13 protein-coding genes, 1 tRNA gene and 1 pseudogene are annotated in these 17,074 nt (G+C 65.8%); 6 read left to right on the top strand and 9 right to left on the bottom strand.

What is annotated here, in order from left to right:
* Positions 1–6 precede the first annotated feature (6 nt).
* From CXQ89_RS06150 to argS, 9 genes and pseudogenes are all read right to left on the bottom strand, one after another.
* Positions 7–657, bottom strand: a pseudogene (locus CXQ89_RS06150) (L-threonylcarbamoyladenylate synthase); the annotation flags it as partial.
* 58 nt (positions 658–715) lie between these two features.
* Positions 716–1,588 (bottom strand): peptide chain release factor N(5)-glutamine methyltransferase, encoded by an 873-nt coding sequence (gene prmC, locus CXQ89_RS06145; protein ID WP_104160580.1) that lies wholly within the window; start codon positions 1,586–1,588, stop codon positions 716–718.
* An 8-nt stretch (positions 1,589–1,596) separates the two neighbouring features.
* The gene (gene prfA / locus CXQ89_RS06140; RefSeq protein ID WP_104052465.1) at positions 1,597–2,676 is read right to left on the bottom strand and encodes a peptide chain release factor 1; all 1,080 of its coding nucleotides are present in this window, start codon (positions 2,674–2,676) and stop codon (positions 1,597–1,599) included.
* A gap of 220 nt (positions 2,677–2,896) precedes the next feature.
* Positions 2,897–5,071, bottom strand: coding sequence for a transcription termination factor Rho (gene rho, locus CXQ89_RS06135; RefSeq protein ID WP_104160579.1), 2,175 nt, complete (start codon positions 5,069–5,071; stop codon positions 2,897–2,899).
* 378 nt (positions 5,072–5,449) lie between these two features.
* Positions 5,450–6,460 (bottom strand): homoserine kinase, encoded by a 1,011-nt coding sequence (gene thrB, locus CXQ89_RS06130; protein ID WP_104160578.1) that lies wholly within the window; start codon positions 6,458–6,460, stop codon positions 5,450–5,452.
* 5 nt (positions 6,461–6,465) lie between these two features.
* Positions 6,466–7,581, bottom strand: coding sequence for a threonine synthase (thrC, locus tag CXQ89_RS06125; RefSeq protein ID WP_104052468.1), 1,116 nt, complete (start codon positions 7,579–7,581; stop codon positions 6,466–6,468).
* A gap of 4 nt (positions 7,582–7,585) precedes the next feature.
* Entirely contained in the window at positions 7,586–8,884 is a 1,299-nt protein-coding gene (locus CXQ89_RS06120) for a homoserine dehydrogenase (RefSeq protein WP_104160577.1), read from the bottom strand.
* Between the two features lie 17 nt (positions 8,885–8,901).
* Positions 8,902–10,353: a diaminopimelate decarboxylase gene (lysA, locus tag CXQ89_RS06115; RefSeq protein WP_104160576.1), complete on the bottom strand. Its 1,452-nt coding sequence runs from the start codon at positions 10,351–10,353 to the stop codon at positions 8,902–8,904.
* Between the two features lie 3 nt (positions 10,354–10,356).
* Positions 10,357–12,006, bottom strand: a complete 1,650-nt coding sequence (gene argS, locus CXQ89_RS06110; protein WP_104052471.1) for an arginine--tRNA ligase — start codon at positions 12,004–12,006, stop codon at positions 10,357–10,359.
* 169 nt (positions 12,007–12,175) lie between these two features.
* On the opposite strand from argS, the gene CXQ89_RS06105 reads away from it, so the two are divergent.
* The 6 genes from CXQ89_RS06105 to CXQ89_RS06080 all read left to right on the top strand — a co-directional run bounded on the left by CXQ89_RS06105 (position 12,176) and on the right by CXQ89_RS06080 (position 17,059).
* Positions 12,176–12,619 (top strand): FMN-binding protein, encoded by a 444-nt coding sequence (locus CXQ89_RS06105; protein WP_237687158.1) that lies wholly within the window; start codon positions 12,176–12,178, stop codon positions 12,617–12,619.
* Between the two features lie 7 nt (positions 12,620–12,626).
* The gene (locus CXQ89_RS06100; protein WP_104160575.1) at positions 12,627–13,493 is read left to right on the top strand and encodes an FAD:protein FMN transferase; all 867 of its coding nucleotides are present in this window, start codon (positions 12,627–12,629) and stop codon (positions 13,491–13,493) included.
* Positions 13,490–15,040, top strand: coding sequence for a ferredoxin--NADP reductase (locus CXQ89_RS06095; protein WP_104160574.1), 1,551 nt, complete (start codon positions 13,490–13,492; stop codon positions 15,038–15,040). Before CXQ89_RS06100 ends, CXQ89_RS06095 begins: the two co-directional genes overlap by 4 nt.
* Before the next feature lie 82 nt (positions 15,041–15,122).
* Positions 15,123–15,195, top strand: a tRNA-Arg gene (locus CXQ89_RS06090).
* Between the two features lie 293 nt (positions 15,196–15,488).
* The gene (locus CXQ89_RS06085) at positions 15,489–16,088 is read left to right on the top strand and encodes a TetR/AcrR family transcriptional regulator (protein ID WP_104160573.1); all 600 of its coding nucleotides are present in this window, start codon (positions 15,489–15,491) and stop codon (positions 16,086–16,088) included.
* Entirely contained in the window at positions 16,085–17,059 is a 975-nt protein-coding gene (locus tag CXQ89_RS06080; RefSeq protein WP_104160572.1) for an NADPH:quinone oxidoreductase family protein, read from the top strand. Before CXQ89_RS06085 ends, CXQ89_RS06080 begins: the two co-directional genes overlap by 4 nt.
* Positions 17,060–17,074: the final 15 nt, after the last annotated feature.

Raw genomic sequence — 17,074 nt, 5'->3', positions numbered from 1 at the left:
TGACTGCCCCTGAACTCCCGGCACGACTTCCTGCAACCGTTCCAGGCTGATGGCGCCCTGCCGGACCACGCGCAGGGTGTCGGATGTGGCATCGACGATGGTTGACGGCACTCCGGCCTCACCGTGTTCCGGCCGGGGGCCGGCCTCCAGATAAACCTCCACGGACTCGGCCAGCTGTTCGCGGGCCTGCGCGGCAGTCTGAGCCGCAGGGTTGCCGGTGCGGTTAGCCGATGAGACTGCCAGCGGCCCGGTGAGGTTCAGCAGTTCCAGCGCAATGGGGTCATCGGGCATCCGCAGCGCAACAGTGCCCATGGTGTCGCCGAGGTCCCAGGTCAGCGAGGGCTGTGCATGGAAAATCAACGTCAGCCCGCCGGGCCAGAAGGCCTGGGCCAGCGCCCGCGCGTCCTCGGAAACATCCACTGCCAGCCCATCCATGGTCTGCATCCTCGGAATCAGCACGGGCGGCGGCATGGAACGGCCCCGGCCTTTCGATGCCAGCAGGGTAGCCACGGCCTGGGGTGAAAAGGCGTCTGCCCCGATGCCGTACACGGTGTCGGTTGGCAGGACCACGCACTGCTTGGCGGCCACAGCCTGCTGGGCCTTGGCCAGGCCCTCGCTTCGGCTCTGCGGATCAGTGCAGTCGTAAGTGGTAGTCACGGGTTTCCTTGTTTCCTTGGGATCAGTACATCTGGTTGATGTTGGGGGTCAGTGGGTTTCAGCCGGGGGACGAAGTCCGCACGGCGGAGGTTGCCCGCGGACGTCCGTTTAGATCAGTGTGCGTGGCAACGGCGCGCCAGCAGGCTTCGGCCGACAGCAGCGCAGCAATCCGCTCGGCCTGGACTTCGGCGTGTTCCATGACAAAGTACCCGTCCGGAAGCAGCAGCCGGGCAGCGGAGGCGGCAGCGGCCAGCGGCAGTTCAAGTCCGTCTTGCCCGCCGCCGTAAAGTGCCATGGCCGGATCATGCTCGGCGGCTTCCGGTTCATTGGGTACAGCATCGGCGGGGACGTACGGCGGGTTGGACACCACCACGTCAAAGCTGCCGTTTTCATCCGCCAGAGCGGTCCGCAGGTCCGCATGCAGGAGGCGGACTCCCAGCGGTTCGAGGTTTTGGCTCGCCCAGGCCAGGGCCAGCGGGCTCAGCTCGACGGCGGATACCTCAGCATCCGGAACTTCGGTGGCCAGGGCGGCGGCAATGGCACCGGAACCGGTGCCAAGGTCCACTGCCCGAACCGCAGGCTTCCCGGCAGCAAGAACGGCACGGGCATGGTCGATGGCCAGCTGGGCCACCGTTTCCGTCTCGGGCCGGGGGACGAAGACCCCGGGCCCGACCTTCAGCTCGAGGTAGCGGAAGGACGCGGAACCCGTCAGGTGCTGCAGCGGCACGCGGGAGGCCCGCTCGGCCACCAGCTCGGCATATCCTGCCGGGACCGGTGCATCGGTGAAGGCCAGCGCCTTCACCCTGCCGCGGGACTCCCCCAGCAAATGTGCGGCCAGCAGTTCGGCGTCCACGGCCGGAGTGGGCACCCCGGCTGCGGCCAGAGTGGCTGTTGCCTCACGCAAAGCCGCTGCCAGGGTGGTGGATTCCATCGGCTTACTTAGTTCTCGTCACCGATGGCGTCCAGGCGGGCCTGTTCATCCATTTCGATGGCAGCCTGCACCACGGCCTCCAGCTCGCCGTTCAGGACGGTGTCCAGGTTGTAGGCCTTGTAGCCGGTGCGGTGATCCACGATCCGGTTTTCCGGGTAGTTGTACGTGCGGATGCGCTCGGAACGGTCCATGGTGCGGATCTGCGACTTGCGGATGTCCGAGTTGGCGGCGTCGATCTTTTCCTGCTCGTGGGCCAGGATGCGGGAACGGAGCACGCGCATGGCGGCTTCGCGGTTCTGCAGCTGCGATTTCTCGTTCTGCATGGCCACCACAATTCCGGTGGGAAGGTGGGTGATGCGCACGGCGGAGTCGGTGGTGTTCACGGACTGTCCGCCGGGGCCGGAGGAACGGTAGACGTCGATCTTCAGGTCGTTCTGGTTGATCTCGACTTCTTCGGGCTCGTCCACCTCGGGCAGCACCAGCACACCTGCCGCCGAGGTGTGGATGCGGCCCTGGGATTCGGTGACCGGGACACGCTGGACGCGGTGCACGCCGCCCTCGTACTTCAGGCGGGCGTAGACGCCCTCGGCCGGGTCATTGGAGTTGCCCTTGATGGCCATGGAGACATCCTTGTAGCCGCCCAGATCGGACTCGGTGGCGGAGATGATCTCGGTGCGCCAGCCGCGGTGCTCGGCATAACGGGTGTACATGCGCAGCAGGTCACCGGCGAACAGTGCTGCTTCATCGCCGCCTTCACCGCCCTTGACCTCGATGATGACGTCGCGGCCGTCATTGGGGTCGCGCGGAATCAGCAGGCGGCGCAGGGTTTCCTGTGCCTCATCCAGCTGTTCCTTCAGCACGGGAACCTCGGCAGCGAACTCCGGATCCTCCGCTGCCATTTCAGACGCTGCTGCGAGGTCGTCCTCGAGGGCGTGCCACTTGTTGTAGGCGTCCACGATGCGGCTGAGCTCGGCATAACGCCGCCCGAGCCGCCGGGCCAGGCCCTGATCCGCATGCACTGCGGGATCGGAAAGCCGCAGCTGCAGCTCTGCGTGCTCATCCAACAGACCCTGTATGGACTCAAACATCTTTTACATTCCTCTTTCGATGGTTGGAACCGGCCCAAAGCGGACGGTTCCATGGCAATTTCACGGCGGAGATTTTCGACTGCCCAACAGCAGTTTATCCGTGCCCGGCCTCCGGACCTGTGCCTGGACTTCGGGACCTGCGCGTTAACTGCCAAGCCGCCCAGACTCCGGTCCGTCCGCGGAAGGCGGAGGCCGGAATATGAGCGGCTTGGTAAGGCAGCTAGTTGTCCTTGGTGCCCAGGGTGGTCTGCTGGACCTGCATCAGGAACTCAACGTTGGACTGCGTCTCACGGATCTTTCCGGTGAGCAGTTCCAGAGCCTGCTGCGTGTCCAGACCGGACAGGACGCGGCGCAGCTTCCACATGATCTTGACTTCATCAGGGGAAAGCAGGTTCTCTTCGCGGCGGGTACCGGACGCGTTGACGTCCACGGCCGGGAAGATGCGCTTGTCCGCGAGGTTGCGGGACAGGCGCAGTTCCATGTTGCCGGTGCCCTTGAATTCCTCGAAGATCACCTCGTCCATCTTGGATCCGGTTTCCACCAGGGCCGTGGCCAGGATGGTCAGCGAACCGCCGTTTTCGATGTTGCGGGCAGCACCGAAGAAACGCTTGGGCGGGTACAGCGCCGAGGAGTCGACACCGCCGGACAGGATACGGCCCGACGCCGGAGCGGCCAGGTTGTAGGCACGGCCCAGGCGGGTCATGGAGTCCAGGAGGACGACGACGTCGTTGCCCATTTCCACGAGGCGCTTGGCCCGCTCGATGGCGAGTTCGGCAACCGTGGTGTGGTCATCGGCGGGACGGTCGAAGGTGGAGGCAATAACCTCGCCCTTCACCGTGCGCTGCATGTCCGTGACTTCTTCGGGACGCTCGTCCACGAGAACCATCATGAGGTGGACCTCAGGATTGTTGATCGTGATGGCGTTGGCGATTGCCTGCAGGATGAGGGTCTTACCGGCCTTCGGCGGGGAGACGATCAGGCCGCGCTGGCCCTTGCCGATCGGAGCCACGAGGTCGATGACACGCGGGCCGATCACCTTGGCGGAGGTCTCCAGGCGCAGGCGCTCGGAGGGGTACAGGGGAACCAGCTTGGAGAACTCCACGCGGTCCTTGTTGTCCTCGGCGGGCTTGCCGTTGACCGAGGTCAGGCGAACCAGTGCGTTGAACTTCTGACGCTGGTTGCCGCCCTGGTTCTCGCCTTCGCGCGGTGCGCGGATGGCACCGACAACGGCGTCGCCCTTGCGCAGGTTGTACTTCTTGACCTGGGCCAGGGACACGTAGACGTCGTTCGGGCCCGGCAGGTAACCGGAGGTGCGGACAAACGCGTAGTTCTCCAGGACGTCCAGGATGCCGGCTACGGGCAGCAGGACGTCGTCGTCAGTGACCTCGACGTCGTCGACGTCCGGGTTCTGGTTCCGGTTGCGGCGGCGCTCGTTGCGGTCGCGGAAACGGTCGTTCCGGTCGCTGCGATCGTTGCGGTCATTCCGGTCGTTGCGGTTGCGGTTGCGGCGGTTGCGCCCGCGCCCGTTCTCCTCATTGTCATTGTCGCGGCTGTCGCTGCGATTGTTGTCGCGGCTGTCGCTGCGATTGTTGTCACGGTTGTCACTGCGGCTGTTGTCGCGCTCATTCCGGTCGCCGCGGTTGTTCTCGCGCTCATTCCGGTCGCCGCGGTTGTTCTCGCGGTTATTGTCACGCTTGTTCTCACGGCTGTCGCTGCGGTTGTTCTCGCGGCGGTCCTCAGAGGCGCTGTTGTTCGCCGGGGCGCCCGCACCGTTCTCTGCGGCATTGGACGGCGCAGAATCGGCATTCGGCTGCTCGGCCTTGCTGTTGTCGGCACGGCCGTTCTCGGAGGTGCCGTCGCTGTCCGCACGGCGGCTGCGTGAACGGCGGTTGCTGCGCTCGCGCTGCGGCTGCTCTTCGCGCGGAGTCTCCTCGCGGGAGTTTTCCTCCCGCGGAGCCTCAGCCTGTGCGGGCTCAGCTGCGGTCCGGGCGGGTGCCTCGGCGGCAGGCGCAGTGACTACTCCGTCACTGGCAGCGCGGCGGTTGCGGTTGCGGGTCCGCGCCGGACGCTCGGGGGCTGCCTGCTCTGCGGCCGGGGCCTCAGCGGCAGCCGGGGCTGCGGAACCTGCTGTGGCAACGTCGGCCTGCGCAGTCTCGGTCTTGGCACCGCGGACCGGCCGGTCGGCAACTGCGCCGCCCCGCTGGTGGTTGGAGATCGCAGTTACGAGATCTCCCTTGCGCATGCGGGATCCGCCGGTAATGCCCAGCTGGCCGGCAAGCGCCTGAAGCTGGGCGAGCTTAAGGCCAGCCAGTCCGGAGCTTTTTGAAGTCGCTTCGCCGTTGGTTCCGGCGGTAGCTGAGTCCACACCTGTTGTCAGGTCAGTGGTATCGGTCACGAAGGATCCTTCCCCCTCGTCGGGCGGTCCGGCGCAGTGCCGGCCGCGGATGATTTGATCCTGGTCCCCCTATGGTCAGACATGGGGGGCAGGGTTCGCCGGTTCCGGCAAGAGCCGGGCAACGGCGAATCTACTGGGTGCCTCTTGGAAAGAAATCCACAGGAGTTTGGTCAGCTTTGCTGCCGAACTACGCGGCATTCAAGGGAACTGACCTTTTCTTGGCAGTACCCGAAGGCTGCACCGGGGATTGCGCTTCCGCAGTTGAATAAGAGTATTCAAACACGATGCTTGGACAGTATGCCCCTGACAGCGAGTTTTCAACAAATACTCAGTGCGGTCCAAGTATGGACGGCCTGGATGCGGGAGCACAAATGACGGTTAGTACCGCTGGTGCTCTTCCACTCTAGCACCATCACGATCAACACTCAGCCGCAAAACACGCCACAAATGAGCAGTTTTAGCGTCCGCAAGATGCCGGCCAATCAGATGCTCGGCCCGCTGTGCCTGGTCCTCGCCGTTGGCCAGAGCCATGACCGTGGGGCCCGCACCGGAAATGACGGCGGCGATGCCGTGTTCACGCAGGTGCCGCATCAGTGCCGCGCTGGGCTCCATGGCCGAAGCGCGGTAGTCCTGATGCAGGAAATCCACTGTTCCCGCCGGCAGCAGGGAGGGTTCCGCGGCGAGGGCATGAATCAGCAGGGCAGCCCGTCCCGAGTTGGCAGCGGCGGCCGGATGCGGGACCTGCGCGGGAAGCAGCCCGCGGGCGCTCTCAGTGGAGAGTTCAGTGGCCGGCACCGCGGCAACGGGGATGATGTCGCCGTGCACCGGTGCGCTGACAGAGCGGAAGATCCCCTCTTCTTCCCAGGAAATCGCCAAGCCGCCGGCCAGCGCCGGGGCCACATTGTCCGGGTGGCCTTCCAACCGGGAACACAGGTCCAGCAGCGCAGCTGCATCCAGCCGGTGCTCCCGAGGCAGCAGGGCGTTGCCGGCCAGCACACCGGAAACAATGGCCGACGCCGAAGAGCCCAGCCCCCGGCCGTGGGGGATGACGTTTTCCGCGTCCAGCTGCAGTCCGGGCAGGGAGAACCCTGCGGACTCCACGGTTTCCCTGATGGTCCGGACTACCAGGTGCGTGTCATCGGTGGGCAGCGTTCCGGCGCCCTCACCGGTGATGCGCACCGTGGTGCCCGGCTGAGCGGACGTGCGCACGCGCACGGTGTCATACAGGCCGACGGCCAGGCCCAGGCTGTCAAAGCCCGGGCCCAGATTGGCGCTGGTGGCGGGAACCCGCACGGTCACGTCCTGACCGGCGGCCACCGCTCCGGTTACCGCTCCCGGCGCAGGCACTGACGCAGCGCGGGGCAGGGCAGCGGAATCACTCGCATGCATATCTGTTAGCCCGCAGCCTGTGCTTCCAGGCCCAGCGCGGCGGCAACGGAGACGACGTCGAACTCCACCTTGGTGGGTTCAACCTCGGAACCGTCGGCCGTGCGCAGTGCCCACTGCGGGTCCTTCAGGCCGTGGCCGGTGACGGTGATGACAATCTTCTTGCCCGTGGGTGCCTCGCCGGCGGCGTGCTTCTTGAGCAGTCCGGCCACGCCTGCGGCGGAGGCCGGCTCCACAAAGACGCCTTCCCGGGAAGACAGCCAGCGGTGCGCTTCGAGAATCTCGGTGTCCGTCACGGCTTCGATCAGCCCGCCGGACTCGTCGCGGGCAGCAATGGCCTGCTCCCAGGAGGCAGGGTTGCCAATACGGATGGCGGTGGCAATGGTGTCCGGATCCGTCACCGGATGACCCTTTACCAGTGGTGATGCGCCCTCAGCCTGGAAGCCCCACATCACGGGAGTCTTCGTGGCCACCGGTGCCAGTTCCTCGCCCGCGACGTTGGTGTAAGGCTCGGAGTATTCCCGGTAGCCCTTCCAGTACGCGGTGATGTTACCGGCGTTGCCCACCGGCAGCAGGTGGTAATCGGGGGCATCGCCGAGGTAGTCCACCACTTCGAAGGCAGCGGTCTTCTGTCCTTCGATGCGGGCGGGGTTTACGGAGTTCACCAGGAATACCGGGTAGGCCTCGGCGAGCTTGCGGGCCACATCCAGGCAGTTGTCGAAGTTGCCGTTGACCTGCAGCAGTTCAGCGCCGTGGGCAATGGCCTGGCTGAGCTTGCCCATGGAGATCTTGCCGTCCGGAACCAGCACGGCGCAGGTGATGCCGGCCTGCGTGGCGTACGCGGCGGCCGAGGCGGAGGTGTTGCCGGTGGAGGCGCAGACCACGGCCTTGGCACCGGATTCGACGGCGGCCGTCATGGCCATCGTCATCCCGCGGTCCTTGAAGGAACCCGTGGGGTTCATGCCCTCGACCTTGAGGTAAACCTCATTGCCGGTCAGTTCGGAGAGGGCCTTCGCTTTCACCAGCGGAGTGCCGCCCTCACCGAGGGTGATGATCTCGGTGCTCTCGGTTACGGGAAGACGATCGGCGTATTCGGCGATGACGCCGCGCCATTGATGAGCCACGGTATTAGACCCCTTCTACCCGCAGGACGGATGTGACTGAATTGATGATGTCCAGGCCCTTGATGGCCTCGACGGTGGCTGCCAGCGCAGCTTCGGATGCCCGGTGCGTAACGAAACGCAGCTCGGCGGACGAGGCCGTGCCGTCAGCATGGATGGTCTGGCGCATGGTTTCGATGGACACGCCGTGCTCGGCGAAGACCTGTGCCACCGCAGCCAGGACGCCCGGCTGGTCGGTGACCTGCAGGCCGATGCTGTAGCTGGTGGTGACCTTGGCAAACGGCAGTGCCGGTACGGAGCCGGTGGGCGTTTCAGCGCCGAGCGGTCCACCCAGGACCAGACGGCGGGCGGTGGAGACGACGTCGCCCATCACAGCCGACGCGGTGGGGGCGCCGCCGGCGCCCTGGCCGTAGAACATAAGCTCGCCGGCGTTTTCGGCTTCCACGAACACTGCATTGAAGGCACCGTGCACCGCGGCGAGAGGATGCGTGCGCGGCAGCAGCGTGGGGTGCACGCGCACACTGACGCCGGGCTCGCCGTCGTTGTCCAGCTTTTCCGCGATGGCCAGCAGCTTGATGACGAAGCCGGCGTCCTTCGCCGCGGCAATGTCATCGGCGGTGACGGAGGAGATGCCCTCGCAGGAGACGTTGGCCAGGTCGAAGTTGGTATGGAAGGCCAGCGAGGCGAGGATGGCGCCCTTTGAGGCAGCGTCGTGGCCCTCGACGTCGGAGGTGGGATCGGCTTCGGCGTATCCGAGGCGCTGGGCGTCAGCCAGGGCATCGGCGAACTGGGCGCCGGTGCTGTCCATGGCGTCCAGGATGTAGTTGGTGGTGCCGTTGACGATGCCCATGACCTTGGTGATCCGGTCGCCGGAAAGGCTGTCCCGGATGGGGCGCAGGATGGGAATGGCTCCGGCGACGGCGGCTTCATAGGCCAGCCGCACGCCGGCTGCGTCGGCCTTTTCGAACAGTGCGGCGCCGTCGGCAGCGAGCAGGGCCTTGTTGCCGGTGACCACGGAGGCGCCGTGTCCGATGGCGTGCAGCATCAGCGTGCGGGCCGGCTCCATGCCGCCCATCAGTTCGATGACGATGTCCGCGCCCTCCACCAGCTTTTCGGCGTCAGTGGTGAACAGGTTCCGCGGCAGGTCCGTGTCGCGCGGCGCGTCCGGATTGCGCACGGCGATGCCGGTCAGTTCCAGCCGGGCACCGGTGCGTGAGGCCAGGTCTTCGGCGTCGTCAAGGAGGATCCGGGCAACCTGCGAGCCAACGTTTCCGCAGCCCAACAGGGCAACTTTGAGGGTCTTCATGGTGCGTGCCTACTCCTTCAGCGATTCGGGCGGTCGGACGCCGGCGTGTCAACGTCCCGGGCCAACAGGTCTTCTTCGGTTTCTCCGCGGATAATCAGCCGTGCAGCGCCGTTCGATACGGCAACCACGGGCGGACGGGCAATGTAGTTGTAGTTGCTGGACAGGGCCCAGCAGTACGCGCCCGTTCCCGGAACCGCCAGCAGATCGCCGTCACCGGTGTCCGCGGGAAAATAGACGTCCCGAACCACTATGTCCCCGCTCTCGCAGTGTTTGCCAACTACGCGTGACATAACGGCGTCATCTTCGGACGTCCGGGAGGCAAGCACTGCCGAATAGTCGGCGTCGTACAGCACGGGGCGGGCGTTGTCGCTCATGCCGCCGTCCACTGAAACGTACCGGCGTTCGGCGGTCCCGCCGTCGGCCGTGTCCACGCGGACCGTCTTGACGGTGCCGGCGCGGTACAGGGTGAAGGTGGTGGGGCCAGCAATGGCACGGCCGGGCTCAATAGAGATCCGCGGCACGGCCAGGCCCAGCTCGGTGCAGGTGGTGCCGACGACGGCGGCCATCGCCTGCGCAATTTCAGCCGGCGGACGCGGGGTGTCGGCTTCGGTGTAGGCAATGCCGTAGCCGCCGCCGAGGTCCAGCTCCGGCAGTTCGACGCCGTGGGCAGCCTTGATGTCCGCCAGGAAGCCGAGCAGCCGCTTGGCGGCCAGCTCGAAGCCCTCCGGCTCAAAGATCTGCGAACCGATGTGGCAGTGCAGGCCCAGCAGCCGGATGCCCTTGGCTTCCAGCGCAGCGGCCACAGCGGCAGCGGCCGGAGATACGCCGCCGGCAGCCGGATCCGGTGCCATGGAAAGGCCGAACTTCTGGTCCTCATGGGCGGTGGCAATGAACTCATGCGTGTGCGCATGCACTCCGGGCGTCAGCCGCAGCATCACGTTGGCCTGTTCGCCGCGGGACACCGCGAGGGCGTCCAGACGGTGCAGCTCGGCCATGCTGTCCACGACAATCCGGCCCAGGCCCATGTCCAGGGCCCGGGTCAGCTCGGCGTCTGACTTGTTGTTTCCGTGCAGGCCCAATTCAGTGCCCGGGATCCCGGCGCGAAGGGCAACGGCCAGCTCACCGCCGGAGCAGGTGTCCAGACGCAGGCCTTCTTCACGCACCCAGCGGGCCACGGCGGTGCAGAGAAACGCCTTGCCCGCATAGTAGACGTCCACTCCCCCGCACAGGTCGGCAAAGGCGGCGTCGAAGGAGTCCTTGAAGTCCCTGGCGCGGGCGCGGAAGTCCGCTTCGGAGACCACAAACAGCGGCGTGCCGAACTCCCGTGCCAGGGCGGAGACGGACACTCCCGCCACTTCCAGTTCGCCGCTGGCGCCGCGGCTGACGTCGCGGGCCCACATTTGCGGGCGCAGCGCATTGGCGTCCGCCGGGTAGCTGAGCCATTCGGGGGCGAGCGGGGAAACAGTCATGAATTACATCCGTTCCGGTGCGGAGACTCCCAGCAGGCCCAGGCCGTTGGCCAGGACCTGGCGGGTGGCAAGGTTCAGCCACAGGCGGGTGCGGTTCACATCGGTGATTTCCTCGTCGCCCTGGGGGGCGATCCGGCAGGCGTCGTACCAGCGGTGGTAGGTGCCGGCGATGACTTCCAGGTGGCGGGCCACGCGGTGCGGTTCGCGGAAGGCGCTCGCCTGCGCGACGACGCCGGGGTACTGTCCCAGCGCGGCCAGCAGTTCACCTTCGGTGGGGTGGGTCAGCAGCGACGCGTCGAACCCTGAATCGTCCACGCCGGCGGCCTCGGCGTTGCGGGCCAGGGCGTAGGTGCGGGCGTGGGCGTACTGAACGTAGAACACCGGGTTCTCGTTGCTGCGCTTGGTCAGCAGGTCCAGGTCAATGTCAATGTTGGAGTCGGCGGAGAAACGGGCCAGCGTGTAGCGGGCAGCATCCACGCCCACGGCGTCCACCAGGTCCTCGAGGGTGACCACGGTGCCGTTGCGCTTGGACATGCGCACGGGCTTGCCGTCCTTGACCAGGTTCACCATCTGGCCGATCAGCACCTCAACGCACTCCGGGTCGTGCCCCAGGGCGGCGGCAGCGGCCTTGAGCCGGGCCACATAGCCGTGGTGGTCGGCGCCGAGCATGTAGAAGTTCAGGTCAAAGCCGCGGTCGCGCTTGTTCTGGATGTAAGCGATATCCCCGGCGATGTAGGCGGCGTTGCCGTCGGACTTGATGACCACGCGGTCCTTGTCATCACCGAACTCGGAGGAGTTCAGCCACCAGGCGCCGTCCTTTTCGTACAGGTTCTTGGAGCCCTTGAGCTGTTCCAGGAGCTTGTCTACCTGGCCGTTTTCGTGCAGGGAATCCTCATGGAAGAAGACGTCAAAGTCCACGCCGAAGTTGTGCAGGGATTCCTTGATGTCGGCAAACATAAAGTCCACACCGGCGGCCCGGAAGTGTTCCTGCGCTTCGGCGTCGGGCAGTTCCATGATGTCCGGTTCAGCGGCCAGGATGCGGTTGGCGATGTCCTCGATGTAACCGCCGGCGTAGCCGTCTTCGGGAGCCGGCTCGCCCTTGGCCGAGGCCAGCAGGGACCGGGCGAAGCGGTCAATCTGCGCACCGTGGTCATTGAAGTAGTACTCGCGGGTGACTTCGGCGCCCTGGGAGGAGAAGATCCGGGCCAGGGCGTCGCCGACGGCGGCCCAGCGGGTTCCGCCCAGGTGGATGGGCCCGGTGGGGTTGGCGGAGACGAACTCCAGGTTGATCCGGGTGCCCTTGAGGACTTCCGAGGTGCCGTAGGACTCGCCGGCATCAACAATGGTCTTGACCAGCTCACCGGCGGCACCGGCGTCGAGCGTAATGTTCAGGAAGCCGGGCCCGGCAATGTCCACCTTCGCGACGCCGTCGATCTTTTCGAGGCGTCCCTTGAGGATTTCCGCGAACTGGCGGGGATTCATTCCGGCCTGCTTGGAAAGCTGCAGGGCAATATTGGTGGCCCAGTCGCCGTGGTCGCGGTTCTTCGGACGCTCCACGCGCACCTCCCGGGGCACGTCGATGCTGAAATCACCGGCATCGATGGCGTCTTGGAGGCAGGCAGTTACGGCGGAGGAAAGTTCTTCAGGAGTCACCGGTTAAGCATAGCCTCCGGGCAGGTGCCGGTCCGCGAACTGTGACGACGCCGCGGACTGCCCCGGCTGTCCCCTGGTCCGCCCGGTGGGCAAATCAACACCCCGCGCACAGGCGAAGCGCAACCGAATACGTTGTAATGGATAGGGATCCCGCCTCCAAGGAGAGAAATTGACCCCCTCACACAAGACCATGCTGTTCGCCGCCGCTTCCCTGACCCTGGCCTCTGCCGCCTGCGCACCGGCGGCCGACGACGGCGCCTCCGCCGACCCGGAATCTGCACCCCCGGCTGCCGGATCAGCTGTCCGGACCGGCAACTACGCCGACGGGGAATACTCCGCGCAGGGCAGCTACATTCCCCCGTCCAACCAAACCGAGGAAGTGGACGTGACCCTGACGCTGGAAGGCAATGTGGTCACCTCCCTGGACGTTCAAACGTCCGGCAACAACCCCACATCCAAGCAGTACCAGCGCGAATTCACCTCCGGCATCCAGGAACAGGTCGTGGGCAAAAACCTTGATGAGCTTGACGTGGACAAGGTTGCCGGCTCGTCCCTGACCAGCTCCGGTTTCAACAAGGCGCTGGACGCCATCCGGACGGAAGCCGCGAGCTGACGCTTCCATGCCGGATTTCAGCTTCGAGGCCATCGGCACCGCTTGGACCGTGAGCACCGCCGCCCCGGTGACTGAGCAGGAACGGGCAGCCGTCACGGAGCTGGTGGATTCCTATGACCGGACCTACTCGCGTTTCCGGCAGGACTCGGTCATCGCACCGCTTGCCGCGTCGCCGGAAACCGTGGACCTTCCGGTGTCCGCCGCACCGCTGCTTTCCCTCTTCGATACCCTGAACCGGCTCAGCGGGGGCGCCGTGAATCCTTTGGTGGGCTCGTCGCTGGAGAAGCTCGGCTACGATGCGGCGTACTCGTTTGCCGCAGCGGCCCCCTCCCCGGCACCGGACTGGGCGGCCTCGGTGTCCTGGCAGGTGCTTGGTGACCGGACCGTGCTGAGCACCTCGGTGCCGGTGACCTTCGACATTGGTGCCGCGGGAAAGGGACAGCTTGTTGACCTGGTCTTTGAACTGCTGCGCGCGGCCGGGCACCGGGAGCTGACAGTGGACGCCGGTTCCGACCTGAGGCACCGCGGCCCCCGTGCCCTGCGGGTGGCCCTGGAACACCCGTATGACACCACGCAGGCCATCGGCGTGCTTCCGCTGCAAAACCGCGCGCTGTGCGCCTCGGCGTCCAACCGCCGGCAATGGGGAGACGGGTTGCACCATATTGTTGATGCAGGGACCGGCCGTCCCGTGGAGACGGTGGCAGCCGCCTGGGTGCTGGCTGATAACGCCATGACCGCCGACGGGCTGGCCACCGCACTGTTTTTCACCGACCCCGGCACGCTCGCCGAAGAATTCGCCTTTGACTATGTGCGGATGTTTTCGGACGGGCGGGCCACTTTCTCAGATGCCATGGCTGGAGTTCTTTTTTCATGAGTCTTTCCCTGTCCGCCGCGTCCCGCAGGCTGGACGCTTTCGCCGGCCGCTGGACGATGTACCGGCTGACCACCCTGCTCCTGCTGGCGATGACGGCATGGTCCTTTGTGCTTTCCGCGGCGGGGCAGCTGTTCTACACCCCGGCCGAGCTCGCCGCCACCGCAGCCACCGCCGTCGTGTCCGCCCTGGTGGCCAGCCGGGTCATGGGACTGCTCTTCCGGACCCGCCCGCAGACCGACTCCTCCATCATCACCGGGCTGTTGCTCTACTTCCTGTTCTGGCCCACCACCGAAGGATCCCAGCTGCTGACAGTGGCGCTCGCGGCCGGGGCCGCCACCGCGTCAAAGTACCTGCTGGTGTGGCACGGCCGGCACATCTTCAACCCCGCCGCTTTCGGTGCCGCAGTGTTGGCTGTGACGGGCCTCAACAGCGCCGTGTGGTGGGTTGCGGCTCCGCTGATGCTCGTAGTGGTCCTGCCCGCCGCGGCGCTGATCCTCTACCGCAACCGGCTGCTGCCGATGGCCGGCGTGTTCCTGCTGGCCTCGGGGGCGATCATCGTGGCACGGTTCCTGTCCGGCGGGGAACCGCTGACGACGGCGCTTGCCACCCTGATCGCTTCCTATCCGGTGCTGTTCTTTGCCGGCTTCATGCTGTCCGAGCCGCTGACCCTGCCGCCCCGGCGCGTCCAGCGCCTGCTGGAGGCCGCCGTCGTCGGCGTCCTGTTCGCCGTGCCGCTGAACCTTGGACCCGTATATATGTCCCCGGAGCTCGCCCTGCTCATCGGGAACCTGCTGGCCTTTGCCTTGGCACCGCGTGCAGGCATCAGACTGCGGCTGCGCGAAAACCGGGCCCTGACACCCACGGCGAGGGAGCTGGTGTTCGAGCCCCTGCGACCGCTGACGTTCCGGCCGGGACAGTACGTGGAGCTGAGCCTGCCCCACGCCAGCCCCGATGCCCGCGGCGCCCGCCGCATCTTCAGCCTCACCACGGCGCCCGAAAAGCCGGACACAGTGGCCGTGGGACTGCGTGCCACAGAACCGTACAGCTCCTTCAAGTCCACCCTCCTGAAGCTGAAGCCGGGGGCCGTAATTTCCGGAACCACGGTGGCCGGGGACTTCCTGCTCCCCCGCGATCCGGACGTTCCGCTGCTGCTGATGGCGTCCGGCGTCGGCATCACGCCGTTCATGAGCCATCTGCGTTCCCTTGCTGCCCGCGGGAGTTCCGGGGAGAGCACCGGGGGTTCCCTCGGACGCGACGTGGTTCTGGTCTATGCGGCGTCCTCGGTGGAGGAGCTGGCGTATGCGGCGGAACTGCACGGGATGGGAATCCGCGTTTTGGTCTGTACGCCCACCGATCCGAAGATCAGCGGATGGACCTGGCTGGGCCCAGGGCTGCCGGACGCTCAGGCGCTCGCCCAAGAGGTTCCGGACGCTGCCCGGCGTGCGGCGTACGTGTCCGGATCGCCGTCGGCTGTTGCCGCTGCCCGTGCCGCGGTCCGCGGTGCCGGCGCCCGTTCCGTAAAGACGGACGCCTTCCTGGGCTATTGATTTCCGCCGCGTTTTCACACGGCGCGCCTGACCTGCTAAGCTTCTTGAGTCCCACAGGACCTGCCGGTTTACCGGTGTCCTTGCCCTCGTAGCTCAGGGGATAGAGCGGTTGCCTCCGGAGCAACAGGCCGTAGGTTCGAATCCTATCGAGGGCACATTGAGACACGAAAGGACCCCGCACAAGTTGCGGGGTCCTTTTGCGTTACGGATCAACCGCAGCTCACGCTGCCCGCTGTGAGGGGGCTCCTGCTGCCGAGATGACACGGCAACCGCGGGCAGCACCAAGTATTTCCTCTCGCGTGCCGGCGAAAAACTTCTGAAAACCCTTGCGCAAGGCGGTCTGGTCAGCGGTAGGGTGTGGCACATACCAACCGGTCGGTTCCTTCACTGAGGGAGCGTCCCGACCGGGCAAGACACCACCGCCACGAGAAACACGGATCACCGCCCCATGAAGACCCTGAACATCAAAGAACAGCTGGCCCGCGTTTCCGTGGACCTCTTCGCCACGCAAGGCTATGCCAAAACCAGCGTCCAGCAGATTGTTGACGCGGCCGGAGTCACCAAGGGCGCCCTCTACCATTACTTCGATTCCAAGGACGATCTGCTCTTCGACATCTATGACCGCATCCTTACACTGCAGCACCGCAATCTCGAAGAAATCACGGCGCGGAATCTTCCGGTGGAGGAAACGGTCCGAATGGCGTGTGAAGACGTCCTCATTACTTCGATCGAATGGATCCGCGAAGGGGCCGTCTTCTTCCGTTCCCAGCACATGCTCAGTACGGATCGGCTGGAAGAAGTAAAGAGACGGCGCCGCAGCTACAGCGAAGTCTTCGCCGCCCTGATTGTCCGCGGCCAAGCCGAAGGTGTTTTCCGCAGCGACATCCCCACCGCCGTCCTGGTGGCCAATTTCTTCGCCAATCCGCACTATCTCTCGTATTGGTACCAGCCGGACGGACCCCTGACCAAACAGCAAGTCGCGAAGCAACTGACCGATTTGTACCTCGCCGGGCTCCGGCCTGCCACATCAGGAGGATCAGCACATTGAAAGCCTGGAACGTCGTCACCCTCGCCGAACCCCGTGACGCGATGCGCCTCACGGATCAGCCCTCCCCCGCCGCCGCACCGGGCTCGCTGGTGTTGAAGACCCTTGCCGTGGCCCTGAACTTCCCTGATGTGCTGCTGTGCCGCGGGGAGTACCAGGAGAAGCCCGGGCTGCCCTTCGTGCCCGGCATCGAACTATGCGGCACCGTCACGGGAATCGGCGACGGCGTCACCGGCTTCCGGCTGGGCGACCGCGTGATTGCCACGCATCTGGGCGTCATGGCGGAGGAAGTGCAGGTTCCAGCCGCAACGGCCTTCCCTGCGCCCGGGTCCCTCTCCGACGCGGAAGCCGCGGCTTTGTGCATCGGCTACCAGACCGGCTACTTCGGACTGCACCGCCGGGCACGGATTGCGCCCGGCGAAACACTGCTGGTCCATGCGGCAGCAGGAGGCGTGGGAACGGCAGCCGTGCAGTTGGGCAAGGCTGCCGGCGCCACCGTGATCGGGGTGGTGGGCAACGAAGCCAAGCGCCGGATTGCCGAAAAGGCCGGAGCGGACATCGTGATCAACCGCAGCACCGAAGATTTTGTCGACGCTGTCAAAGAGGCAACCGGGGGCCGCGGAGCCGACGTCATCTATGACCCGGTGGGCGGTGAAACGTTTGAACGTTCAACCCGTTGCATCGCTTTTGAAGGGCGGATCATCGTCGTCGGGTTCGCCGGCGGTACCCTGCAGACCGCCCGCATGAACCACGCTTTGGTCAAGAATTACTCACTCCTCGGACTCCACTGGGCGCTTTACACCAAGAAGGCCCCTGAACTGGTTGCCGAGGTCCATGAACAGCTCACGCTCCTGGCAGACAAGGGCTTGATCCGGCCCGTGGTCAGCGAAACCGTACCGTTCGACTCCGCTCCCGACGCCGTCCAGCGCCTGGGCGACGGCAAGACTGCAGGGCGGGTGGTGCTGACCCTGTAACTGAACACGCGCCCG

The organism is Arthrobacter sp. ZGTC212, from assembly GCF_002929255.1.
Taxonomy (GTDB): domain Bacteria; phylum Actinomycetota; class Actinomycetes; order Actinomycetales; family Micrococcaceae; genus Arthrobacter_B; species Arthrobacter_B sunyaminii.
Note: the sequence above shows the minus strand (reverse complement) of the source record. Positions and strands in the feature narration are given on the sequence as shown.